The sequence below is a fragment of the Bifidobacterium callitrichos genome, from assembly GCF_008698085.1.
In the GTDB taxonomy this organism is placed as follows: domain Bacteria; phylum Actinomycetota; class Actinomycetes; order Actinomycetales; family Bifidobacteriaceae; genus Bifidobacterium; species Bifidobacterium callitrichos.
This window is the reverse complement of sequence record NZ_RZJP01000003.1, coordinates 398340-422274: the sequence shown is the minus strand read 5'-3', so window position 1 is coordinate 422274 and position 23935 is coordinate 398340. Positions and strand designations below refer to the sequence as shown.

General features: G+C 64.0%; 13 protein-coding genes and 1 tRNA gene. 9 read left to right on the top strand and 5 right to left on the bottom strand.

Annotated elements, in window-relative coordinates; all coding sequences use genetic code 11:
* Positions 1-93: 93 nt before the first annotated feature.
* From EMB92_RS08735 to EMB92_RS08725, 3 genes are all read right to left on the bottom strand, one after another.
* Positions 94-483, bottom strand: coding sequence for a type II toxin-antitoxin system PemK/MazF family toxin (locus tag EMB92_RS08735; RefSeq protein WP_150394546.1), 390 nt, complete (start codon positions 481-483; stop codon positions 94-96).
* Positions 480-740: an AbrB/MazE/SpoVT family DNA-binding domain-containing protein gene (locus tag EMB92_RS08730; RefSeq protein ID WP_150394545.1), complete on the bottom strand. Its 261-nt coding sequence runs from the start codon at positions 738-740 to the stop codon at positions 480-482. Before EMB92_RS08730 ends, EMB92_RS08735 begins: the two co-directional genes overlap by 4 nt.
* A gap of 268 nt (positions 741-1008) precedes the next feature.
* A complete protein-coding gene (locus EMB92_RS08725) occupies positions 1009-1413 on the bottom strand; it encodes a hypothetical protein (RefSeq protein ID WP_150394544.1) in 405 nt (134 codons plus the stop codon).
* Between the two features lie 258 nt (positions 1414-1671).
* Here EMB92_RS08725 and EMB92_RS08720 point away from each other — a divergent pair, with 258 nt between their 5' ends.
* Positions 1672-3144, top strand: coding sequence for an ATP-binding protein (locus EMB92_RS08720; protein ID WP_150394543.1), 1473 nt, complete (start codon positions 1672-1674; stop codon positions 3142-3144).
* Positions 3145-3378: 234 nt separating this feature from the next.
* Here the strand turns inward: EMB92_RS08720 and EMB92_RS08715 are convergent.
* Positions 3379-3454, bottom strand: a tRNA-Arg gene (locus tag EMB92_RS08715).
* A gap of 676 nt (positions 3455-4130) precedes the next feature.
* Between EMB92_RS08715 and EMB92_RS08710 the strand changes: the two genes are divergently transcribed.
* From EMB92_RS08710 to nrdG, 5 genes are all read left to right on the top strand, one after another.
* Positions 4131-5093: an endonuclease/exonuclease/phosphatase family protein gene (locus tag EMB92_RS08710; protein ID WP_190973632.1), complete on the top strand. Its 963-nt coding sequence runs from the start codon at positions 4131-4133 to the stop codon at positions 5091-5093.
* A 63-nt stretch (positions 5094-5156) separates the two neighbouring features.
* Positions 5157-6500: an exodeoxyribonuclease VII large subunit gene (gene xseA, locus EMB92_RS08705; protein ID WP_223847646.1), complete on the top strand. Its 1344-nt coding sequence runs from the start codon at positions 5157-5159 to the stop codon at positions 6498-6500.
* Between the two features lie 80 nt (positions 6501-6580).
* Positions 6581-6928: an exodeoxyribonuclease VII small subunit gene (locus EMB92_RS08700; RefSeq protein WP_150394541.1), complete on the top strand. Its 348-nt coding sequence runs from the start codon at positions 6581-6583 to the stop codon at positions 6926-6928.
* Positions 6929-7289: 361 nt separating this feature from the next.
* On the top strand, positions 7290-9689 hold the full coding sequence (gene nrdD, locus EMB92_RS08695; protein WP_150394540.1) for an anaerobic ribonucleoside-triphosphate reductase: 2400 nt from the start codon (positions 7290-7292) through the stop codon (positions 9687-9689).
* A 177-nt stretch (positions 9690-9866) separates the two neighbouring features.
* Positions 9867-10580: an anaerobic ribonucleoside-triphosphate reductase activating protein gene (nrdG, locus tag EMB92_RS08690; protein WP_150394539.1), complete on the top strand. Its 714-nt coding sequence runs from the start codon at positions 9867-9869 to the stop codon at positions 10578-10580.
* A gap of 541 nt (positions 10581-11121) precedes the next feature.
* Here nrdG and EMB92_RS08685 read toward each other — a convergent pair.
* Complete coding sequence (locus tag EMB92_RS08685) at positions 11122-12453, bottom strand: MFS transporter (RefSeq protein WP_150394538.1); 1332 nt, start codon at positions 12451-12453, stop codon at positions 11122-11124.
* 1864 nt (positions 12454-14317) lie between these two features.
* Between EMB92_RS08685 and EMB92_RS08680 the strand changes: the two genes are divergently transcribed.
* From EMB92_RS08680 to EMB92_RS08670, 3 genes are all read left to right on the top strand, one after another.
* On the top strand, positions 14318-19516 hold the full coding sequence (locus EMB92_RS08680) for an acyl-CoA dehydratase activase-related protein (RefSeq protein WP_150394537.1): 5199 nt from the start codon (positions 14318-14320) through the stop codon (positions 19514-19516).
* A gap of 114 nt (positions 19517-19630) precedes the next feature.
* Positions 19631-20908, top strand: coding sequence for a glutamate-cysteine ligase family protein (locus EMB92_RS08675; RefSeq protein WP_107044245.1), 1278 nt, complete (start codon positions 19631-19633; stop codon positions 20906-20908).
* Between the two features lie 104 nt (positions 20909-21012).
* The gene (locus EMB92_RS08670; protein ID WP_150394536.1) at positions 21013-23409 is read left to right on the top strand and encodes a glycoside hydrolase family 3 N-terminal domain-containing protein; all 2397 of its coding nucleotides are present in this window, start codon (positions 21013-21015) and stop codon (positions 23407-23409) included.
* Positions 23410-23935: the final 526 nt, after the last annotated feature.

The following is a 23935-nucleotide window of genomic DNA, read 5'->3' as shown; positions in this document are numbered from 1 at the left end:
GGGTTCCGGTCTTCCGGGCCGTCAGGCGGATCTCCGGGATGTTGGGCAGCACTCCCCGGATGATGTCGTGGAGCGGGTGGAAAGGATGTTGCGCTAATCCTGTTGCGCGTAATTCGGGATGACCATCATTTCGGGCTGGATATAGCAGCTGATGAGGATTCCGGTGATCTGATCCATGTCCTCCTCTTTGAGGCGGCCGATGTGTACGGGATTGCGTTCCTCGAGGTCAAGGGCGCAGATCTGCTCGACTTGCGCGTAACCGTCAATCCATCCGTCCTCATCCTCTCTCCGAACGGCAGTGATGGGCAGGTGAAGTTCGAAGTCGCCGCGTCCATGCGAGATCGCGATGACGACGGTGAGGCTGCAATTGCGGTTGAAATCGTCGTTACTTACCACGACCACGGGACGACGCTTCTTTTGCTCATGGCCCTTTGACGGGTCGAGATCGACCAGAAGAACGTCTCCGTATCTCCAGGCGGTCATAGGGCTTCCTCGCCTACTGCCGGCCCCGCGAGTTCCTCCGTGGCCTTGTATTCCTCGGTGCGGTTGCGGAATACGTCGGCAAGGCGCGGAACCCGAATGATTCTTACGTCCGTGCGAATCGGGCGAAGCACGATGGCTCCGTCCTTGATGGTCGCTTCAACGCGGGACCCGTCGGTCATCCCCACTTGTTCGCGCATGTCCTTGGGCAGGCGCACGCCTTGGGCGTTGCCCCACTTACTGAGGGTCAGTGTGGTCATTGCGCATCGCCTCTCAACATGACTTTCAACATAAACGATATGTATATCATAGTATATACATTGTAGCTGATCGGATTCTTCCGTTCTGTCTGCGGGTTGTGTCATTTGAATCGTTCCGGCGTTCAAACCGGACAGCTGTCATGGATGTACGAATTCCATGATGTGCCTTTTCATCAGCGTTCCAATCAACACCAGTGAGAGGATCGTGATTTGGGCCATGGTCAGTGCCGGAACGGGGCTGGGGACGGAGTCTCCTCTGAACCAGTCTTCAATGAACCGGATTGTCGCGCAGCAATAGACAAGCATCACCATCAAGCGTTCCGGCGCCATCCGCGTGGAGAGGGCGTGGGTTGTGAGAAACAACAAGAACATGCTCGCGGAGTCGATGATTTGCCGATTCGATCTCATCCTTGACCTGTTGGTACGACTTGACGGCTGAGTCGACCGCCGCTTTGCAGACGACGGTCTCGTTGTCCGTGCTGTCGGTGCTGGATTCGGTGTTGCTGGAGGAGCTGCTCGCCTTGTTGTTGCCCGATGTCTGCTCGGTTTCCGCCGAGTGATCGGCGAGCGTGGGCGAAGCCGATTGAGAATGCGTGCCGCAGGCTGATAGCGACGTGACCGCCGCGAGCAATGCGATGACTGCCGTGATCTTCTTGATGTGAGCGTTGACCATGAGGTCCTCCTTGCTGTGGAGCTGTTTGCCTTACACCTATAACAAACTGGATATCTCCATGTTTTTTTTGAGACACGCCTCGATTTTCAACGTTTTCGAGTCTTGGGGAAACGACTGTTGCGGTGCTCTCGGGCAGTTCTTCGATGAGGATCTGGAACTGCTGGCAGGTGGGGGGTTCTTGTGTTGTGGGTTCGCTCGGGTATGCTCGTGGCTTGTCGTAGGTGGTTCTGCCGGTGAGGGGAGACGGTCGTGGTGGACATGAGTGCTGACGAGGCGACGCTGTTCGCCCGTATGGACGAGGGACAGTACTTCGACCGCAAGAGCGCGCGCATCAAGCCGGAGGACGTGTCCCGCCACCTCATCGCGTTTGCGAACGCTTCGGGAGGCCAGCTGGTCATCGGCATCGAGGACGACGGGAGGATCACCGGGTTCAAACGATACAACGCCAGACCGGTCGAGTCGTTCGAACAGATCCCGATCACGCAGTGCGCCCCCACGCCGCAGGTGAGCGCGCGGCGCGTCCCCTGCGTGAACACGGCCGGCGAGAGTGACGTGATCCTCGTGCTGGACGTGGCCCCGTCATCGAACCACGTGGTGACGAAACGGTCGAATGGCGACGTGTACCTGCGCGAGGCGGACCGCAGCGTCCTGCTGGATCGCGAGCAGGTGCGCGCCCTGGAGTACGACAAGGGGCAGCGCTGGTTCGAGGACGAGCCGGAGCCCCGGTCGGGCATGGGTGACGTCGACCACGGGGTGCTGGACCGGTACAAGCGGGCCATCGGTGCGGCCGACATCCCAGGTGAACGGGTGCTGCGCAGCCGCGGCTTCCTTGTGGACGGGCGCCTGACGAACGCTGGCGTGCTCCTGTTCGCGCAGTATCCGGCGGCGTTCCTGCCGTCGGCGCGCGTGCGCGTCATCAGGGTCGACGGGACCGAGCTGCATACCGGTCGCGGGCTGAACATCGTCAAGGATAGGGAATTCGACGGGCCGCTGCCCGACGTGGTGGCGCAGGCCAGCCAGTTGATCGGGTCGCTGCTGCGCGAGTTCCAGGTTCTCGGTGATGACGGCCGGTTCCGCACAGTGCCCGAGTACCCGCGGTTCGCGTGGTTCGAGGGACTGGTGAACGCGGTCGCGCACCGAGACTATTCGATCCGCGGCGAGTACACGCGGGTGATGATCTTCGACGACCGGCTGGAGGTCACCAGCCCGGGCGCGCTGCCGAACCGGGTCACGTTGGAGAACATGCGCACCACCCGGTACGCGCGCAACCCGAAGATCTGCCATGTGCTCACCGCGTTCGAGCTGGTGCGCGAGCTCAACGAGGGCGTGCACCGCATGTACGAGGAGATGGAGGAGCTCGGCCTGCCCGATCCCGAGTACAGCGAGCCGAACGATTTCAGTGTCCGGCTCGTGCTGCGCAATAACATCAGGCGGCGCGTCCCCTACCTGAACGGGCAGCAAGACGGGCCCGTCACCGTCGTCAACCGGACGGAGATCCCCGCCGAGGGTCTGACCTTGACCGAACGCACGGCCCTCGCCCTCGCCATCGACAACGGGAAGGTGACGACCGGGGCATTGGCCGAAGCCGCCGGAGTAAGCGCCAGGACCGCATCGAAAACCCTGAAGGAACTGGCCGGCAAGGGGATCCTGCAATGGCATGGTTCTGGGACTCGTGACCCCAAGCAGTACTACACGTATTCGGGGCAGCAGGTTCGGAGTATTTCGGAGTAGCTTCGGAGTATTTCGGAGTAGCTTCGGAGTAGCCTTCGGCAGGATGTCGCTGGATCACGGCATTTTGCCGATGGGAGACGAACGGGAAGTGTCAGTTCAGTCGGTTTTGGGTGATGATCTCACAGCTCTTCGTAATGTGGTTTGATTCGCGGGAAGTTGACGCCCCGCCACACCCCCGAACGACGGCGCCGAATAAGCAAAACCCCTTGGAACTCAATGGCTCCAAGGGGTTTGTGGTGCCCCGGATCAGATTCGAACTGACGACACCCGCTTTAGGAGAGCGGTGCTCTATCCCCTGAGCTACCGAGGCGACAGCGGTCCATTGTACACGGAGGGTGGTCAACACGCATCCCGCGTGGCAGAACGGGTGTCTGCGTGCGTCGGTTACGTCCGCGTGCGTCGGTCGCCGGTATTGCCCGTGCGCGTCGGTTCGCGCCACATTGCCCGGCTTGGGGGCGAACTTGTGAAATCGTCCTTCGAACATGTCTCCTCGCATCGCGATCACAGTAATGTGGCCGAAGATATAAGGAGGTGCGGTGGCAGGTCGATCGGCGGGAGGAAACAGGCGTGGTGCGTCGTGTTCGACGAGTGCGTCGCGTTCGGCGAGTGGATCCCGTTCGACGGGTTCACCTCGCTCGTCCCGTCCGTCCCGTTCTGGCCGTTCATCCGGTGCATCCCGGTCGTCGTCGAGATTCGACTCCGGCCGGGACGAACTGATCAGACGCGCCGAGGCCGACGCCAGGGAGCGTGCCCGCGCAGAGCGTGCGAACGGTGCGCGCTCGTCGGAATCGCGCTCCGGCGGGAAGCCGGGGAATCGCGCCGGCAAACTTCGCGCATCCGGAGCCCCGCGCGGTGTGGCAGCCTCGCGCGCAACCCGCACGGCGCGCAGGATCACGGTAAGGAAGCGCAGTATGAACGGACATGGGGATTACGGCGGAAACACGCGCAGGCATCGGGTGCTGGGTGCATGTTCGACGTTGCTTGCGATGTTCGCGCTCGTCGGCGTGGCCGCCCGTGCGCTGCCCTCCGATCTGCAGACGACGCCCTACGTGCCGATCATCGTGTCGGCCGCGCCGTGGTTCATTCTGCTCGCGGCCCTGTCGCTGGTGCTGGCGTTCGTCTCGAAACGCGTCGTGACCGCCGTGGTCGCACTCGCCCTGCTCGCGGTGAACGTGTACTGGCAGTACCCGTTCCTCCACCCGTCGGCGCAGCTTCCGGGCCGGGCCCTTTCCGCCACCGCGCAGGCCAATCCGATCCTCGACGACTCCTACGCGCGCGTGATGACGTTCAACGTATATAAAGGTCGCGCCGACGCGCAGGCGATCGTCGACACGGTGCGCGACCAGCGCGTCGAGGTGCTGGCATTGCAGGAGACGACCGAGGCGTTCGTCGCCCGTCTCGAGGCCGCCGGCATCGGGGACTATCTGCCGTATGCGCACGTCTCCAGCTCGGACGGCATGTACGGCAACGGACTGTGGTCCGCGACGCCCCTCGCCGATCCGGCCGATGACGACGTGAACTCCAGCGCCTCGTTCATGCCGGGCGGCACCGTCTCGTTCGCCGGCGGCGCGAAGCGGATCCGATTCGTCTCCGTGCACACCACCGCCCCCGTGCCCGGGTACTGGAACCAGTGGAGGCGTGCGCTCGACGAACTGGCGCTGATGCGCTCGCACACGGACGCGACGTACGTGTTCATGGGCGATTTCAACGCGACCTACGATCACGCCCCGTTCCGCGGGTTCCTGGGCGATCGCTTCAGCGATGCCGCCCGACAGTCGGGCCACGGGTTCACGTTCACCTGGCCGGCCGATCGGGTCGTGCCTCCCGCGTTCGCCGGGATCGACCATGTGGTCGTCGACAGGGGGGTCGTCGCGGGGCGGATGCAGGTCAAGCGCATCGCCGGGTCCGATCACGAGGCGCTGCTGGCGACTCTTGCAGTTGAGGGCTGAGTTATCCACATTGGCCGTATTCGGTTTCCGGCCTGACAGCGGGCCTGAACTATAGTGGACCCCATGAGTTATGACATGAACGCCAACGGCTACGGTCGGGGCTATGGCCAGGGTTATGGCCAGGGCTATGGGCAGGCCCAGAACGGTCCGGCGGGATCGGGGGCGCAGCCGCCCGCCGGCCCCCGTTCGCTCGACCAGCTGCCCCGGCTTGCCGCCGAGACCACGGCCGAGAATCCGTGGCCGGTGAGTGTGCTGAGCCAGAAGTTCCACAACGCCGTGGCGAAATGGCCCGCCGCGTGGATCTGCGGCCAGATCACCGAGATCAATACGCGTCGCGCCGGATCCGCCTACCTCACGGTGCGCGACGACTTCGAGGACATCGCGATATCCGTCTCCGGCTGGCGCGGGTTCGCCGCGGCCGCCTCGCAGTTCCGTCAGGGCGATCGCGTCGTCATCCACGGCCGCGCCGAGATCTGGGTCAAGCAGACGCGACTGAGCTTCATCGGCGACGACATCCGCAAGATCGGCGCCGGCGGCCTGAAGGAGCAGATCGACGAGCTGCGCAAGAAGCTCAAGGGCGAGGGGCTGTTCGACGCGGAGAACAAGATCCCGCTGCCGGAGTTCCCCAAGTGCATCGGCCTGATCTGCGCCCCGCAGGCCCGCGCCGAGGGCGACGTCGTCACCAACGTGAATCTGAGGTGGCCGGCCGTGCGATTCAAGATCGTGCATGCGCACGTGCAGGGCGCGCAGTGTCCGCCGGACATCATCGAGGCGATCCGTCGCCTCGACTCCGATCCGGACGTGGATGTGATCATCGTGGCCCGAGGCGGCGGCGCGTTCGAGGATCTCGTCGGCTTCTCCGACGAGGGCGTGGTGCGGGCCGCCGCGGCCTGCCGCACGCCGATCGTCTCCGCCATCGGACATGAGGACGATTGGACGCTGATCGATCTGGCCGTGGATCTGAGGGCGTCCACGCCGACCGACGCCGCCAAGAAGGTCGTGCCGGACGTGCGCGAGCAGTGGCAGCTCATCGACAACGCCGTGCGCCAGATGCGACTGCGCATCTCCGCCCACGTGGACAACGAGATCCGCCTGATCGAGGGCTATGCGAACCGGCCGAGCCTGACGCAGCCGCTCACGATGCTCGAGCCGCATCAGCGATTCATCGACGATGCGGTGAACCGGCTCGACATCGGACTGCGCCGCATGGTGGACGACGCCTCGTTCACCATCGAGAAGGCGCACGCCTCGCTCACCGCATTAAGCCCGCAGTCCACGCTCAATCGCGGATACGCCGTCGTGCAGACCGCCGACGGGCGTGTGCTCGACGACGCCGCGGCCGTCAGGTCCGGCGACGAACTCACCCTGACCCTGAAGAAGGGCGTCGTCACCGCCAAGGCCGACTGACCCGCCGTCCCGCGAAACGGGACTGAGGGGTAGTCAGGGCATGCAAATCATGCAAACATACACACGAAAAGGAGAACGTCATGGCCGAGAACATCGAGACCACCGAGACCACCGAGAACGCCGCGAAGGCTGGGGAGGCCGAGAGGGCCGCGTCCGCCGCCCCCGCCTCCACGCTGACCGACAAGGAACGCGAGATCATCGCCAACATGCCGTACGAGGAGGCGCGCGACAAGCTCATCCAGGCCGTGCAGGCGCTCGAGGCAGGCGGCCTCAACCTCGATCAGTCGATGCGTCAGTGGGAGATCGGTGAGGCGCTCGCCAAGCGCGCCCAGAGCCTGCTGAGCGACGTGCGCGCCCGCCTCGACGCCGCGCAGAACGCGCAGGCGGCCACGGCGAATACCGCTGGAACTCAGTCCAATCTGGACTGAGTTCCCCTCGCCGCATAGCGGCTCGCTTCGCCTACGGGAAGCCCACTGGGCTCCCCGTTTGACGGCTCAGCCCAGTCGAATCTCGACTGAGTTCCAGCGTCGCACGACACGCGGGAACGTGCGATTGTCACATTAGTCACACGTTGCCGATTCGGCTTTATTCCGCCAAAAACCACTACCCCTAGTGTCGTTGCGGCGCGTCGCGACTAGATATAGGGTCGGGGTTGCCGTACAGTATCTGAGGCTCAAGTAATTACACCCGTGTGATTCACTCGGAATTCACCTGAATCACCCTTGTCGGACGTCTTGAAAACGGCCGCGCGGGGCATGCAGGTACGTAAGGAAGAAAGAGGGAGAAGCGATGGATACCGCAGCGATCGATACCGCGACCACAACCGTCAGGAACACAAGCCGTCAGGTGCAGGTGGAGAAGCGTGACGGCCGTATCGTCGACTTCGACCCGATCAACATCATCGAGGCCGTCAAGGCCGCCTTCGGCGATCTCGACAAGCAGGTCGGCCCCGAGGAGGAGGCCATGATCCGCGGCTTCGCCAATCAGGTCGAAGGCGAGATCAAGGAGCGCTACGCCGGCCCCGCCAAGATCGAGGACATCCAGAACCTCGTCGAGCACGCCCTGATCGACGCGCACCTGTACGACGTGGCGCGCGCCTACACCAACTACCGTCTCGACAAGGACATCCAGCGCGCCAAGGCCACGGACGTCAACGAGGCCGTGTCCCGCTTCATCAACCAGGACCCGACCCTCATCCACGAGAACGCCAACAAGGACGCCAACGTCTACGCCACCCAGCGCGATCTCCTCGCCGGCGCCATCTCCAAGGCCGCTGCGTTCAACATGCTGCCGCCGGCCGTCTCCAACGCGCACATGAAGGGCGACATCCACTTCCATGACGCCGACTACTCGCCGTTCACCGCGCAGTCCAACTGCTCCCTGCCGAACTTCTGGGACATGCTCGCCAACGGCTTCACCCTCGGCAATGCGCCGATGGCCTCGCCGAAGTCGATCGCCATCGCCGCCACGCAGATCACCCAGATCATGAAGGACGTGGCCTCCAGCCAGTACGGCGGACAGACCGCCAACCGCGCCGACGAGCATCTCGCCACCTACGCGCGCCTCGACTACGAGAAGTTCCTCGAGGAGGCCCGCGAGATGATCCCCGACGACATGCCGATCGAGTTCGCACGTCGTCAGGTCGCCAACGCCAAGGCGAACGAGCCGGCCAAGCTGCACTTCGAGAAGGGCCGCGAGCCGTTGCCGATGGACACCCCGTTCCACACCGACGTCGACGAGCTCGAGCAGGAGCGCGAGATCCTCGCCAAGATCCGCACCCGCAAGGCCATCTACGACGCCATGCAGACCATGGAGTACCAGATCAACTCCAACCGCGTCTCCAACGGCCAGACCCCGTTCGTCACCGTCGGCTTCGGCCTCGGCACCGACTGGTTCTCCCGTGAGATCCAGCGCGCGATCCTCTTGAACCGCATCCGCGGCCTCGGCAGGGAGCACCACACCGCCATCTTCCCGAAGCTCGTGTTCACCGTCCGTCACGGCGTGAACGCCGACCCGGGCGACCCGAACTACGATCTGAAGCAGCTGGCGCTCGAATCCGCCACCAAGCGCATGTACCCGGACGTCGTGTTCTACGAGAACATCGTCAAGATCACCGGCTCCTTCAAGGCGCCGATGGGCTGCCGCTCCTTCCTGCAGGGCTGGATCAACCCCGCCACCGGCAAGGATGAGGAGGACGGCCGCATGAACTTGGGCGTTGTCTCCGTGAACGTGCCGCGCATCGCCATCGAATCCCACGGCGACAAGGCCCGCTTCTGGAAGCTGTTCGAGGAGCGCATGGAGGTCGCGCACCAGGCCCTGCAGTTCCGCATCATGCGCTGCAAGCAGGCCACCCCGGTCAACGCCCCGACCCTGTTCCGCTACGGCGCCTTCGGCCGCCTCGGCGCGAACGACAACGTCGACCAGCTGTTCAAGAACGAGCGTGCCACCGTCTCCCTCGGCTACATCGGCCTGGCGGAGGCCACCGCTGTGTTCTACGGCAAGAACTGGATCCGCGATCATGGCTGGGATCCGGAGGGCAAGGAGTTCGCGCTGTCCATCGTCAAGCGCATGAGCGAGCTGTGCAAGCAGTGGAGCAAGGCGGAGGGCTACCACTATTCCGTGTACTCCACGCCGGCCGAATCCCTGACCGACCGCTTCAACCGCATGGACCGCGAGAAGTTCGGCCGCATCGAGGGCGTCACCGACCACGACTTCTACACCAACTCGTTCCACTACCCGGTGTGGCTGCAGCCCACTCCGATGGAGAAGCTCAACTACGAGAAGGACTTCCCGTACTACGCCTCCGGCGGCTTCATCAACTACTGCGAGTACCCGTGCCTGCAGGACAACCCGAAGGCGCTCGAGGCCGTGTGGGACTACGCCTACAACGTCGGCATCGGCTACCTCGGCACCAACACGCCGATCGACCACTGCTTCGTGTGCGGCTTCCAGGGTGACTTCGAGCCCACCGACGAGGGCTTCAAGTGCCCCGAGTGCGGCAACTCCGACCCGGACAAGTGCAACGTCACCAAGCGCACCTGCGGCTACCTCGGCAACCCGGTGTCCCGTCCGATGGTCCACGGCCGTCACGAGGAGATCTCCCACCGCGTCAAGCACATGAGCGGCGAGACCGGCCACGTGACGCTGGACGACGGCTCCACGCGCGAGTGGTTCGAAGAAGCCAAGTAATTACTGGTATCGCGAGGGTCCGCATCGGCCTTCGCAATGGATCGCCTGACACACTCAAGGCCGTTCGGCCAAGCCTACGGTCAGTCAATCCATTGCGAAGGCCGATGCTCGTTTCGCTCAACGTTTCGGTTGGGTGGAGCGGCTGGGATGATGGTGTTACGGAAGCAGGGGGTGAATATGGAGAGACGGGAGATGAGTCGGAGGGACTTTGCTCCGGATGAGACCGGGCGAGGGCCGTCTGTGCCCTCGCATGGTCTCGCCAACGATCCTCGTGCGGGGCAGTGGGACGGACGGCGGATGTCCAAGCGGATGATCGCCGACTACAAGACGTTCGTCGTCACCGATGGCGAGGGCGTACGCAACTCGCTGTACGTGTCCGGATGCCCGTTCCACTGCGTCGACTGCTTCAACTCGTCGATCTGGGATTTCCGTGCCGGACACGAGTACACGCAGGCGCTCGAGGATCGCATCATCGAGGATTTGAAGGCCCCGTGGGTGCAGGGCATCACGTTTCTGGGCGGCGAACCGTTTCTCAATACGCCGGTGCTGCTGCCGTTGGCGCAGCGCATCCGGCGTGAGTTCGGCGACTCCAAGGACATCTGGTCGTGGACCGGATACACGTGGGAGGAGCTCATGCGCCCCGGGGAGACCCCTGACAAGCTCGAGCTGCTGAAGCTCATCGACATCCTCGTCGACGGGCGATATCTCAAGGATCAGAAGGACTCGCTGCTGCAGTTCCGCGGCTCGAAGAACCAGCGTATCATCGACGTGCCGAAATCCCTTGACGCCGGCCGGCCGATCATCTGGGCCAAGCTGCACGATCAGGAGCGCGACATCCCTGAAATATATCTGAAGGACCGCGAGGCCGGCGAAGGCGCCCAGGCCTCCTGACGCGGTGCGTCAGCTGCGCTGTTCCTCGGTAGACGTACCTTCGTACGTCTACCTTCGGTACGCCTTGGGGTCTCGCGTATTTAGCAGTCTTTCAGCCTTATGACATCGGCACGTCGGCCACAGGAGAAACAATTGCGGACACGCTACGCGCGCAATTGCACGAGCGGATGTTGACTCTGTTGATCCACAACTGATCCATCGATCGATTGATGCTTGAGTTGTGGCGAGGATCATTGCCACAACTCAAGAAAAACGAGAATTCCATCCACTTAAGGCAACGGCCCATGCCACAACGCGACAATACGGCATCGTTTCGTGAGTTATGACAAAAGCTGATTTTCGAGAGGCTTGGAAATCCGCCATTCTTGCCGAGAGGTCGAAATCGTGCGTCTGGAGCGCCTGCCACAACTCGCGAAAACCATTCGATTCCGCAAGCTGTGGCAGGGGTCTGTGCCATAACACGATGAAACGTCATTATGCTACGTGTTGTGGCGCGTCGTCGCGACGCCAGGCGCAGGACTGTCAGGCGCGGCGCCGGAACCTACTTCACGCGCTTGACGGCGAGGATGAGCAGGCCGCCGACCACGCAGATGATGGTCTCGGTCGGGAAGATCCACTGGTAGTTGTTGCCGGAGATCGTCAGGATGAAGCCGGCGACGGCGGGGCCGAAGATCTGTCCGAGCGTGTTGGCCATGTTGATGATGCCGAGATCCTTGGCGGCGGTCTTCGGATCGGGCAGCACGGCCACGTTGAGTGCGCCGTCGACGGCGTTGTAGCCACCCATGCCGATGCCGGCGATCACCGCGTAGGCATACATCGTCCACGGTTCGGGCGCGAGGAACGGGAAGAAGGCGCCGACGCCGAGCAGGATCGTCGTGATGGCGACCGGCAGCTTGAGCCTGTGGAAGCGATCGGCGAGCGGTCCGGCGATGATGCAGAACACGATGCCGGTGATCATGAGGATCATCGACATGATCTTCAGGGAGGCGGACTGCTGGTCGGCGTCGAGCTTCATGTAGTCGGAGAAGATGTACAGCTGATAGCCGACGATCACGTACTGTCCGGTGACCATGAGCATCTTGCCGACGAGAGCGAGGTAGTAGTCGCGGCAGTTCTTCGTCGGGAACATGAAGTTCTGCCTGATGGTGGCGGCGTCGAACTTCACCTTGGCGACGTGCGCGTTGCTGGGTTCGCGCATGAGCAGCGGGGAGACCACGCCGCCGATCGCGGCGATGACGGCGAAGATCAGGATGCCGGTGGTGGCCGCCGTGTTGTCCCTGATGAAGCTGGAGGCGATGATGCCGGAGCCGTAGTTGCCGATGGCCATGCCGATGCCCCAGAACGACGAGATCGTGCCACGCCAGCGCGGGGCGATGCGGTCGGAGATCTGGGCGATCATCGGGGCGGTCACGCATTTGAGGGCCACGTTGTACAGGGTCCAGGTGACCAGCAGCATCGGCCACGAGTTGGCGAACGCGAACCAGACGAACAGCAGGGCGCAGGCGATCGACGAGCAGAAGATCCACGGGGATCGCGAGCCGAAGCGTGAGCGCGTGATGTCCGACAGTGCGCCGGCGATGATGTTGGAGATGGTTGCCGCGATCATCGCGACGAGCGAGAACAGCGGGATCAGCGCGACCTTCTGGTCGGGGGCGAAGAACTGCAGCTTGGCGGGCAGCAGCGTGGCCGAGACGCCCACGTAGGCGATCATCCAGCAGGCCGGGCCGACCATGAGGCCGAGGCCGAGACGGGTGGGCAGCTTCGGCTGCTGCTTGTTGGTAACGCCGTAGACCGGTTGATCCGATGTGGCTTCAAGTGATGTGGTTGCGTTATCAGGGCCGTTACCGGCCGAGTTGAATGATCTGTCAGACATGATCGGTGCCTCTCCTTCTCATAGGGCTTATTTCCCAAGCAGTTTGTGGTATTCGTCACCTGTGTGGGATTGCTGCCCGGTGTGTGTCCATAAGATGTTTGCGTAAACATCTATAGACGTGGGTAGTGACAATTCGTTCGATAAAGTGAGTTTGTGTTTGATATTTTGGACTTCGGTGCGCTGGATTCGTGATCTTCTGGGTTTCGATGCTCTGGTTCGCGGTGCTCTAGTATCCCGCGCTGTAACTTCACTGATGGACTGACTGCCCTCATCCCGCTGGCTGCCCCTTGGTCCTGCTGACTATCCCTTGGTCCTGCTGGCCACCTCTCGGTCCTGCTGACAGCCCTTCAGTCCCGCTTCGCGGGCCAGCTCATCCCGTATAAAGGACGCGCGCTATGCCCGTGCATCTTACTGGCTCGCCTGTCGGCTCACACGTTGCCTGCAAACAGTTGGCAAGGCGGCAATGACGCATCGTCGTGCCGCTCAACGTCAAAACCGCCGAAAATGCGTTGAGCGGCACAGGAGGGGTGCAGCCGGACGGTATAGCTGGGGTGCGGCTGGGCGGCGTGGCTGGGCCGGACGGTATGGCTGAAGTGGCATGCATAGCTGGGCGGCACCGTCGGGGCGCAGATGGCATAGCTGAAGTGGCGTGGCCGGGCGCCATGACTGAGGTAGTGCGGCCGAGCGGCGCAATTGAGTTGGCCTGTGATGGCGCGGTCGAGCGTCTAGCATCTTGCGCCGGGAATTCGTTGGTCTCATTCCTGGCTCCCCTTGTCGGGACGTTGCCGCGGAGCAAACGGCGGAGCTGCTTGTAGACAACGTGCAAGCTGGCAGGCGAGCCGGTATGACGCGCGTGTCCGTAATTGCAGGACGAGCCGGCCCGCGAAGCGGGTCCGAGGAGTGATCAATTCAAATTCAACAATGGATTCACGGCGCAGGGTACTAGCCGTCTCTGCTTGTTCCGGGGGATTCAACGTGAAAAACGCGGGGAATCGTGTTGAATCCCCCGGATTCGCGGGACTCAGCGCGGTTATAGGCGATTTCGTCGCTGAGTCCCACGGCCTGAACGCCCGCCCCCGTGACCGTCCGTCGGTCGCAGAACGGAAATCGTTGGAATTCCGCCGTTTTGCGGCGGTATTGACATGGCGTTTCCAGCCCGGTGCCGGTGTGGGCGGGTGTGGTCGCGGGACTCAGAGCGGAAAACGCGGGGAATCGCGTTGAGTCCCTCGGATTCGTGGGACTAAGTGCCGGAATCGGCCTTGACCGCGCTGAGTCCCACGCGAGGCTGTCGAGACAGACCGCAGGAGAATGTGCAAATGGGCGAAATTCGGGATCGAGTATTCGAATGCCGCCGTTTCGACAATGGGAAGGCCCTTTCCCTGAGGCTCAATGGCGAGCAACCACCCGCGAAAACAGCAATAGCGCCTCACTGCATTAGGTGGGCAGCACAGGGATCATCGCAACAGGGCAACGGAGTCATGTAGATCTATTTGACGCAGATGGAGAGATGACTTGGCCGTGCGAGCGTGTGGACACCGCAGCCGGCTGGCAGTCCACGACTCGCGTGTAGCGGGATGGAATTGTTATGAGGCATCGGGAGGCGCAGGGCGTTCGCCAACTCATCTAAGCGCTTCGTGCGTTCGTCCGGGTGGGCTCGCATCGACCCAATCCCAATCCCGACAGGACACGCGGGAACGTTGCGTTTGCGGCTTTTCCTGTTAGATGAATCACGCCGAATGACCGCGTCACCCGCCGTTCTTGGGCGGGGCTTCGGACTACAGTATGGGTTTTGAGCGGCCGGGCCATACGCTATCTGTGCGCGACGCGCAAGGGGCGTCCCGGAAAATCGGTTGAAGAGGTTTACATGGTGAACGAAGCACATACCGTGGCGTCGAACCACGATACGAAGCCGTTGCGCGTGGGATTGGACATCGGCTCCACCACCGTCAAGGCCGTCGTGCTCGACCAGTCCGACTCCCTGTCCGAGACCCTGTTCTCCGACTATCGCCGACATCACGCCAACGTGCGCGCCACCGTCGCGGGGCTCCTCGTCGACATCCACAAGAAGCTCGAGGAGCTCGGGCGCGGCGACGAGCCGATTCGCCTCGCCATCACCGGATCCGGCGGACTTGCGCTCGCGGACAACCTGCGCGTGCCGTTCGTCCAGGAGGTCATCGCCGAGACCGAGGCGATCGACAAGGAGTACCCGCAGGCCGACGTCATCATCGAGCTCGGCGGCGAGGACGCCAAGATCACCTACCTCAAGCCCACCCCGGAGCAGCGCATGAACGGCTCGTGCGCGGGTGGCACCGGCGCGTTCATCGACCAGATGTCGACTCTGCTCGATACCGACGCCGCAGGCCTCAACGAGATGGCCAAGAGCTACCAGAACCTGTACCCGATCGCGTCACGCTGCGGCGTGTTCGCGAAGACCGACCTGCAGCCGCTGATCAACGACGGCGCCGCCAAGCCGGATCTCGCCGCATCCATCTTCACCGCCGTCGCCACGCAGACCATCGCCGGTCTCGCCTCCGGACGCCCGATCCACGGCACCGTGATCTTCCTCGGCGGACCGCTGTTCTTCATGAGCGAGCTGAGAGCCGCGTTCCAGCGCGCGCTCGACGGCAAGGTCGACGAGTTCATCGTGCCGACCAACGCCCACCTGTACGTCGCGTACGGCGCGGCCCTGCAGGCCGAGACCGACGTCGACGACGAGGGTCACCACTTCGAAGCGCATTCCTGCGCCGATATCCTCAAGCGCTTGGAGGAGCTCAAGAACCTGCCCTCCAACACCCCGACCATGCCGCCGCTGTTCCCCACCGAGGCCGATCGCGAGGCGTTCAACGCACGCCACCACCGCGAGCACATCCACATCGGCACGCTCGAGGGCGCGCACGGCCCGCACTTCCTCGGCATCGACGCCGGATCGACCACCATCAAGGCCACGCTCGTCAACGACGATCGCGAGATCGTCTGGTCCTCGTACGCGAACAACGAGGGCAGCCCGCTGACCGCCGCCATCAACATCGTCAAGCAGATCCAGTCCGAGCTGCCGGCCGACGCGTGGATCGCCCGCTCGTGCGCCACGGGCTACGGCGAGGGGCTTATCACCACAGGCCTGCATCTGGACGAGGGCGTCGTCGAGACGATGGCCCACTACCGCGGCGCCGAAATGGTCAGCCCCGGCGTCACCGCCGTCATCGACATCGGCGGCCAGGACATGAAGTACCTCGCCATCACCGACGGCGTCATCGATTCGATCGCCGTCAACGAGGCGTGCTCCTCCGGCTGCGGCTCGTTCCTGCAGACCTTCGCCATGTCGATGGGACTGACGATCCAGGAGTTCACGGCCAAGGCGCTCGCCTCCACGCATCCGGTCGATCTGGGATCGCGATGCACCGTGTTCATGAACTCGTCGGTCAAGCAGGCGCAGAAGGAAGGCGCCTCGATCGAGGACATCGCCGCCGGCCTGTGCTATTCCGTCGTGCGCAACGCCCTGTACAAGGTGATCAAGCTGCGCGACGCGGGTGAGCTCGGCGATACGGTCGTCGTGCAGGGCGGCACGTTCCTCAATGACGCCGTGCTGCGCGCGTTCGAGCTGCTCACGGGCCGCGAGGTGACCCGTCCGAACATCGCGGGACTCATGGGCGCGTACGGCGCGGCCCTGACGGCGCGCATGCACTACGAGGACGTCGCTGACGACGACCACGATCACGTCGCGGCGGACGGCACCTCCCTCGAGGACGCGGGCGATTCGGCCGGCGCGACCGATTCGGCCGAAGCCGAGGAGTCCGCCGCGGGCGACACCCCCAACGCCAACGCGCACGAGGGCGAGGTCGTCATCGACGGCGTGCACCACACCGCCTCGTCGATTCTCACCGGCGACGCGCTCGACAACATGTCGATGACCACCGAACGCGACGTGTGCAAACTGTGCCAGAACCACTGCAAGCTCACCATCACCACGTTCTCCGACGGTTCGCGCTTCGTGACCGGCAACCGCTGCGAGCGCGGCGGCGACGCGAAGAAGCAGCGCTCCGACCGTCCGAACCTGTACGACTACAAGTACAAGCGCTGCTTCGCCTACCGCAGGCTCACCGACAAGAAGGCCACGCGCGGCGAGATCGGCATCCCCCGCGCCCTCAACATGTACGAGAACTACCCGTTCTGGTTCACGCTGCTGACCTCCCTGGGCTTCAAGGTGATGATCTCCGGACGATCCAGCCACGAACTGTTCGAGACGGGCATCGAATCGATCGCCTCCGAGAACATCTGCTACCCGGCCAAGCTCGTGCACGGCCATATCAAGTGGCTCCTCAACAAGGGCGTCAAGACGATCTTCTACCCGTGCGTGAGCTACGAGGAGAACCTCGTGCCCAACACGGACAACCACTACAACTGCCCGGTCGTGGCGAACTACCCGCTCGTCGTCGGCGCGAACATGCCCGAACTGCGCGAGGAGGGCGTGCGCTACATGCACCCCTACTTCAACCTCGCCAACCACGAGCTCATGGTCGACCGCATCGTCGAGGAGTTCGCGTGGGCGAACGTCACGCGTGAGGAGGCGGAGACCGCCGTCAAGGCCGCCTACGCCGAGGACAAGGTCTTCAAGCACGACGTGCAGCAGGAAGGCCTCAAGGCCCTCGCCTACATGAAGGAGCACAACTGCCGAGGCATCGTGCTCGCCGGCCGCCCCTACCACATCGACCCGGAGATCAACCACGGTATCCCCGAGACCATCTGCGCGCTCGGCATGGTCGTCCTCTCCGAGGATTCGATCTGCGAGCTGCAGCCGGGGGAGAAGCTCAACCTGACCGAGTTCCTTGCGCAAGGCGAGGAGGATCCGCGCAGGAAGAACGCCAACGGGTTCCGCCATGTCGGCGACCGCACCGTCACGCGCATGCCGCTGCGCGTGACCAACCAGTGGGCCTACCACTCCCGCCTGTACGCGGCGGCCCACTTCGTCGCCTCCTACCCGGGGCTCGAGCTCGTCCAGCTCAACTCCTTCGGCTGCGGCCTCGACGCGATCACCACCGATCAGGTCGCCGAGATCCTCGCCGACAAGGCCGACGTGTACACGCTGCTCAAGATCGACGAGGTCTCCAACCTCGGCGCCGCCAAGATTCGTCTGCGCTCGCTCAAGGCCGCCGTCGAGGAGCGCGAGGCCAACAAGCGCCGCGAGGAGCAGGCGACACACGCCCTTGAGGCGGCCCGGTCCGCCGGCGTCGACAAGCATGATCAGCCGCTGCTGGATGACAAGGCGATCGCCGTGAAATCCGCCGAACTGGAGGCGCAGATGGAGGAACGTCGCAAGGCACAGGCCAAGGCCGAAGCCGATCTGGCCGCCGCGAAGGCCGCGCTCGCCGAGGCGCAGGCCGCCGTCGACGCCGCCGAGGCCAAGGTCAAGGCCGAGCAGGCCGCGTCCGACGCATCCGGTGACGCGTCCGGTGACGCCTCCGGCGCCGTTCCCGCCGGCGCGCCGAAGTCCACCGGATTCCGCAGGACCGGATCCAAGGCGCCGACCCCCGGCCGCCAGATCCTCCTCGACACGACGATGGCCGCCAACCCGAAGCTCACCGAACGCATGCGCGAGGCGTCCAAGCGCGCCGCCAAACGCGACATCGAGGCCGCGCGCCTCGCCGCGCTCGGCGACGGCACCACCGGCACCGCCAAAACGGACCAGTCCGCCGGAAGCAAGAAGACCAAGGGCCACAACAACGCCACCATGTCCCGCTACGCGCATCGCGAGAAGTTCGTCAAGGACATGAAGAAGAACTACACGATCGTCGCCCCGCAGATGAGCCCGATCCACCTCTCGCTCGTCGAAGCGGTCATCCGCTCCGGCGGCTACAAGTTCGACGTCCTGAAGCACGCCTCCCGCGCGGACGTGGAGACCGGCCTCAAATACGTCAACAACGACGCCTGCTACCCGGCCATCATGGTCATCGGCCAGCTCATCGATGCGATCCTCGAAGGCAAGTACGATCCGGACCACGTGGCGCTCGCCATCACCCAGACCGGCGGCATGTGCCGCGCGACCAACTACTTCGGCCTGATCCGCAAGGCCCTGATCGACGCGGGCTACCCGCAGATCCCGATCATCGCCATCTCCACGCAAGGCTTGGAGGACAACCCCGGATTCAAGGCCACCGTGCCGATGCTGCATCGCGCGGTCAAGGCGCTGATTCTGGGAGACCTCCTGATGAAGTGCCTCTACCGCGTGCGCCCGTACGAGGTGGAGAAGGGCTCGGCGAACAGGCTCTACGAGCAGTGGGACACGATCGTGCGCGAGACGATCGAGCATCACGGCTACTCGAAGACCGGTGCGAAGACCCCGTGGCTGAAGAAGGGCTGGCTGCCGTACCCGACCCTCGCCAGGGAGATCGTCAGGTCGTTCGACGCCCTGCCCTTGAAGGACATCCCGCGCAAGGTGCGCGTCGGCGTGGTCGGCGAGATCCTCGTCAAGTACCAGCCGGATGCGAACAACCACGTCGTCGACGTCATCGAATCGCAGGACTGCGAAGCCGTGGTGCCCGGCATCATGGAGTTCATGACCACCAAGCCGTACATCACCGACTGGAACGAGCATAACCTCGGCATGGGCGGCAATCAGTTTGCCTACGCCGTGATGCGCTGGGGCCTCGACCGCTACTTCGCGCCGATCAACGCCGCGCTCGACACCTCGCACGGCAAGTTCCGCCGCGACGAGCCGATGCCGGAGCTCGTCAAGAAGGCCGCCGAGGTCACGTCGATCGGTGTGCAGGCCGGCGAGGGATGGCTGCTGACGGCCGAGATCCTCGAACTCATCGAACAGGGCTGCCCGAACGTGATCTGCGCCCAGCCGTTCGCCTGCCTGCCGAACCACGTGACCGGCCGCGGCATGTTCGGCAAGATCCGCCGACTGCACCCGGAGGCCAACATCGTCTCGATCGACTACGATCCGGGCGCCTCCGAGGCCAACCAGCTCAACCGCATCAAGCTCATGATCGCGGCGGCGAAGAAGGCGCACAAGGCCAAGTTCGCCGACGGCGACGAGCCGCAGGGCTTCACGACCGCCGACTGAACGTCGGCTGCGTCGGCCGGAAACCCATGGAAATCGCCCGCTATCGGAAAAAGGTATAGCCGATTGGCGGGCGTACGGCGGGGCGCGGCCGGAGGGACGGATACCATACCGCTTATGGTTACTCCCAGAATCAGTTACGCGCACCTGCTCGCCAAGCCGAACCCGAAGCACGTCGAAAGTCTCCTGAAGTTCTTCGAGGCGGGCCGGTCCAAGCGCGGCACCGGCGGCTTCGGCGTCGAGATCGAGCATCTGCCGGTGCACAACAGCGACGATACGGCGGTGAGCTACTACGAGCCGAATGGCATCGAGGCGCTGTTGAAGCGCATCGCCCCGTACTACGATCACGACAAGGAGTACTGGGAGAACGATCATCTGGTGGGCCTTTCGCGCCCCGGCATCGCCGTCTCGCTCGAGCCGGGTGGCCAGGTCGAGACCTCGATCGGCATCCTGCACAAGCCGGAGGATCTGCTGCAGACGTACGCGACCTTCCGCCGCGAGGTCGACCCGGTGCTCGACGAACTCGGTTTCCGTCTGGTCAACTATGGCTACCAGCCCAAGTCCAGCTTCGCCGACGTGCCGGTCAATCCGAAGGACCGCTACGACGCGATGACCGACTATCTGGGACGCGTCGGCCAGTTCGGCCCGTGCATGATGCGCTGCTCCGCCTCCACGCAGGTGAGCATCGACTTCGTCGACGAGAAGGATTCGATCGACAAGATGCGCGTCGGCACCGCGATCGGCCCGATCCTCGCATGGTTCTTCCGCAACACCCCGTACTTCGAGGGGCGGCTCAACCCGTATCCGCTGCTGCGCCAGCGCATGTGGGACTACCTCGACTTCCAGCGCACGAACGTGATCCCGGGCCTATACGACCAGCGCTTCAGCTGGGAGGACTACGCGATCGACGTGCTATCCACGCCGCTCATGTTCGCGGACCTCACGCACACGCCCGAGGCCGTCGAGGCCGGTCTGAGCCGCAAGGAGCTGCATCACGCGGCCTTCCGCGAGAACGCGGGCGAGGTGTACCCGGATCGCGAGCTCAACGCGTACGAGATCAACCACATCATCTCCACGCACTTCAACGACGTGCGCCTGAAAAACTTCATCGAGTTCCGCCACTGGGACTCCCTGCCGATCGAACGCGCCGAGAGGCTCACCGAGATCATCAACTCGCTGTACTACGTGCCGTCCAACCGCATCCGCCTCGAAAGCTACTTCGACGGGCTCACCGAGGAGGACGTGTTCGAGGCCAAGGCCAACATCCAGGCCCACGGCCGCGACTCCAACCCCTATGGACAGCCGCTTGACTTCTGGCGCGAGTTCCTCGGTCTCGAAGGCCTTCTCGAGGACATCCCCGGCGATCCGAAGCACCCCGAGGTGTTCCAGGGCTAAAGGGATCTAAAAGGGATACTATGGGCTCGTGCATGGGCGAGGTGACACCGCTGGTCACCTCTCCCATCTGTTTTCCGCTCATCCCAGCCGAAAGGAACACAGCCATGACCGATGAAACGGCCAATCAGACCCCATACGCCCCCGTCGCCGCCGACGCGCCGTACAGGAACCCCGACCTGCCCGTATCCGAGCGCATCGCCGACCTCATCTCCCGCATGAGCCTCGAGGAGAAGGTCGGGCAGATGATGCAGCTCGACGCGCGCAGCAACGATCTCAACGATCTCATCGTGAACAGGCACGTCGGCTCCATCCTGCACACCAGCCGCAAAGACCTGTCCCTCGCCGTCGAAATCGTCAATGAGAAGACCCGACTCGGCATCCCGCTGATCATCGGCGACGACTGCATCCATGGCTACTCGTTCTGGCCGGGTGCCACGATCTTCCCCTCGCAGCTGGGCATGGCCATCAGCTGGGACCCCGCCAAGGTCGAAGCGGCCGCACGCGCCACCGCCGAGGAGGTGTCCTGCACCGGCGTGCACTGGACGTTCTCCCCGGTCCTGTGCATCGCCCGCGACACCCGTTGGGGGCGCGTCGACGAGACCTTCGGCGAGGATCCGACGCTGATCGGCGAATTCGCCTCCGCCATGGTCAGGGGCTATCAGGGCGGCGCCAAGGTCGGTGACCCCCTGCCCAAGGACGCGATCCTCGCCTGCGCCAAGCATTTCGCCGGATACTCCGAAACCCAGGGAGGCCGCGACGCCTCGGAAGCCGACCTGAGCCACCGCAAGCTCGAATCGTGGTTCCTGCCGCCGTTCGAGCGCGTGGCCAAGGAGGGATGCGGCACGTTCATGCTCGGTTACGAGTCCATCGACGGCGTGCCGGTCACGTTCAACAAGTGGCTGCTCACCGACAAGCTGCGCGGCGCATGGCGGTACGACGGCACGCTCATCACCGACTGGGACAATGTGGGACGCTCCGTGTGGGAGCAGCACGTCAAGCCGGACTACGTGCACGCCGCGGCCGACGCCGTCAAGGCCGGCAACGACCTGATCATGACCACCCCGCAGTTCTACGAGGGCGCGATCGAGGCTGTGCGCACCGGCCTGCTGGACGAACGGCTCGTCGACGAGGCGGTCTCGCGCATTCTGGCTCTCAAGTTCCGCCTCGGCCTGTTCGAGGATCCGCGTCTGCCGGACGAGAAGCGCATCAAGACCGTCATCGGATGCGAGGAGCATCGCCGGGCCAACCTCGAACTCGCCCGCGAGGCCGTCGTGCTGTTGCGCAACGACGGCGGCCTGCCGTTCGACGCCAACGCCGATGGCGCCGACGATGGACGCAGGCGGCGCATCGCCGTGATCGGACCGCTCGCCGACGACGCGCAGAACCAGCTCGGCGACTGGACCGGCAACTCCGGACAGGTCTCCTGGATGCCGGACGGCCAGCCGCGCGACATGATCGCCACCGTGCTCGACGGCTTCCGCCAGATCGCCGGCGACGAATGCGAGGTCGTCTACTCGCGCGGCGCGAACATCATCGACCTCATCCCCGATCCGGCGGGCGAGTTCTACCCGGACGGCCAGCCGCGTCCGAAGGTCGGCGTGGCCGCATCCATCGACCGCAAGCTCATCGACGAGGCGGTTGCCAACGCCCGCCGGTCCGACCTGATCGTCGCCGTGGTCGGCGACGTGGTCCAGTTGATCGGTGAAGGTTGCTCCACCGCCACCCTCGACCTGCTCGGTGGACAGAATGCGCTGCTCGACGCGCTCGCGGCCGTGGCCCGTCAGACCGGCAAGCCTATGGTCACCGTGCTGGTCAGCTCCAAGCCACAGGTGCTCCCCGCCTCCATCGCCGGCGAGAACGGCGTCTTCGCCAAGCGCGTGAGCGACCCCGAGGCCGGCACCGGTTCGATCCTGTGGGCCGCCAACCCGGGCATGGAGGGCGGCCGCGCCGTCGCCGAAATCGTGCTGGGCGTCACTGAGCCATCCGGCAGGCTGCCGATCACCTTCCCACGCCACGTGGGCCAGCTGCCCGTCTACTACAACCAGATCCGCGGCCAGCACGGCAACCGCTACGCCGATCTCACGCAGGATCCGGCGTTCGCGTTCGGCGAGGGCCTGTCCTACACGACGTTCGCATACGGCGAGCCGGTCATCACCGGCGGCGCGAGCAACGCCGACGGCACGTTCGACGCGGGCGACACCGTGCACGCCGAAATCACCCTGACCAACACGGGCGATCGCGAGGGCACCGAGATCGTGCAGGCGTACATCGGCGACCTCGTCACCTCGTACAGCTGGACTGACCGCGAGCTCAAGGCCTTCCGCCGTGTGACCCTCCGGCCCGGCGAGACCCGGACCGTCATGTTCGACATCCCGGTCGCCGACTGCACGATCGTCGACCCGGATGCCAACCGCATCGTCGAACCCGGCGAATTCGAACTGCTCATCGGCCACTCGTCGAGGCGCGAGGACCTCAAGCGCGCCGCCTTCACCGTGGCGTGAGCCGCCGCGTCGCGTTCTCCGCGTTGTCCCTGAGGTGACTCCTGCCGGCAGTCGTGTTGCCGGCAGTTGTTGCCGGCAGGAAAGGAAAACAAGTGGCTCGGTGTCGGGGCGTTTCTGCCACAACTCGCTGCCACAACTTGCACTGCGCGCCGATTCCGCGCTGTTGTGGCCCCCTGCGTTTCCACAACACGACCGGAACCGTACTTGTGCGATCCTGTGGCAGGAACCCCTGCCACAGGATCGACGATTTCGCTTTTTCGAACACTTGTGGCAGCGGGTCCGGCCACAACACGACGAAATCGGCGTAATGCGAGCGTCGTGGCGTACCTCTCCATTGCCGAATCCTTGGAATTCCGCCATTGTATTTGAATCGGTCCTCAAGTGCTTCTGGAGCATGCTGTCACTACTCGCCCGTCACCCCGTTTTCGAACACTTGTGGCAGCGGATTTTGCCACATCACGCCAATACGGCCGGAATGATCGGGTTATGGCAACGGGCGCGAAGGTGGCGAAGCAAGGTTTTCCAC

Bases quoted from the DNA above. Each gene is read 5' to 3' on its own strand.
- EMB92_RS08735 (WP_150394546.1), bottom strand. From the start codon at position 483: ATGACCGCCTGGAGATACGGAGACGTTCTTCTGGTCGATCTCGACCCG.
- EMB92_RS08730 (WP_150394545.1), bottom strand. From the start codon at position 740: ATGACCACACTGACCCTCAGTAAGTGGGGCAACGCCCAAGGCGTGCGC.
- EMB92_RS08725 (WP_150394544.1), bottom strand. From the start codon at position 1,413: ATGGTCAACGCTCACATCAAGAAGATCACGGCAGTCATCGCATTGCTC.
- EMB92_RS08720 (WP_150394543.1), top strand. From the start codon at position 1,672: ATGAGTGCTGACGAGGCGACGCTGTTCGCCCGTATGGACGAGGGACAG.
- EMB92_RS08710 (WP_190973632.1), top strand. From the start codon at position 4,131: ATGTTCGCGCTCGTCGGCGTGGCCGCCCGTGCGCTGCCCTCCGATCTG.
- xseA (WP_223847646.1), top strand. From the start codon at position 5,157: ATGAGTTATGACATGAACGCCAACGGCTACGGTCGGGGCTATGGCCAG.
- EMB92_RS08700 (WP_150394541.1), top strand. From the start codon at position 6,581: ATGGCCGAGAACATCGAGACCACCGAGACCACCGAGAACGCCGCGAAG.
- nrdD (WP_150394540.1), top strand. From the start codon at position 7,290: ATGGATACCGCAGCGATCGATACCGCGACCACAACCGTCAGGAACACA.
- nrdG (WP_150394539.1), top strand. From the start codon at position 9,867: ATGGAGAGACGGGAGATGAGTCGGAGGGACTTTGCTCCGGATGAGACC.
- EMB92_RS08685 (WP_150394538.1), bottom strand. From the start codon at position 12,453: ATGTCTGACAGATCATTCAACTCGGCCGGTAACGGCCCTGATAACGCA.
- EMB92_RS08680 (WP_150394537.1), top strand. From the start codon at position 14,318: ATGGTGAACGAAGCACATACCGTGGCGTCGAACCACGATACGAAGCCG.
- EMB92_RS08675 (WP_107044245.1), top strand. From the start codon at position 19,631: ATGGTTACTCCCAGAATCAGTTACGCGCACCTGCTCGCCAAGCCGAAC.
- EMB92_RS08670 (WP_150394536.1), top strand. From the start codon at position 21,013: ATGACCGATGAAACGGCCAATCAGACCCCATACGCCCCCGTCGCCGCC.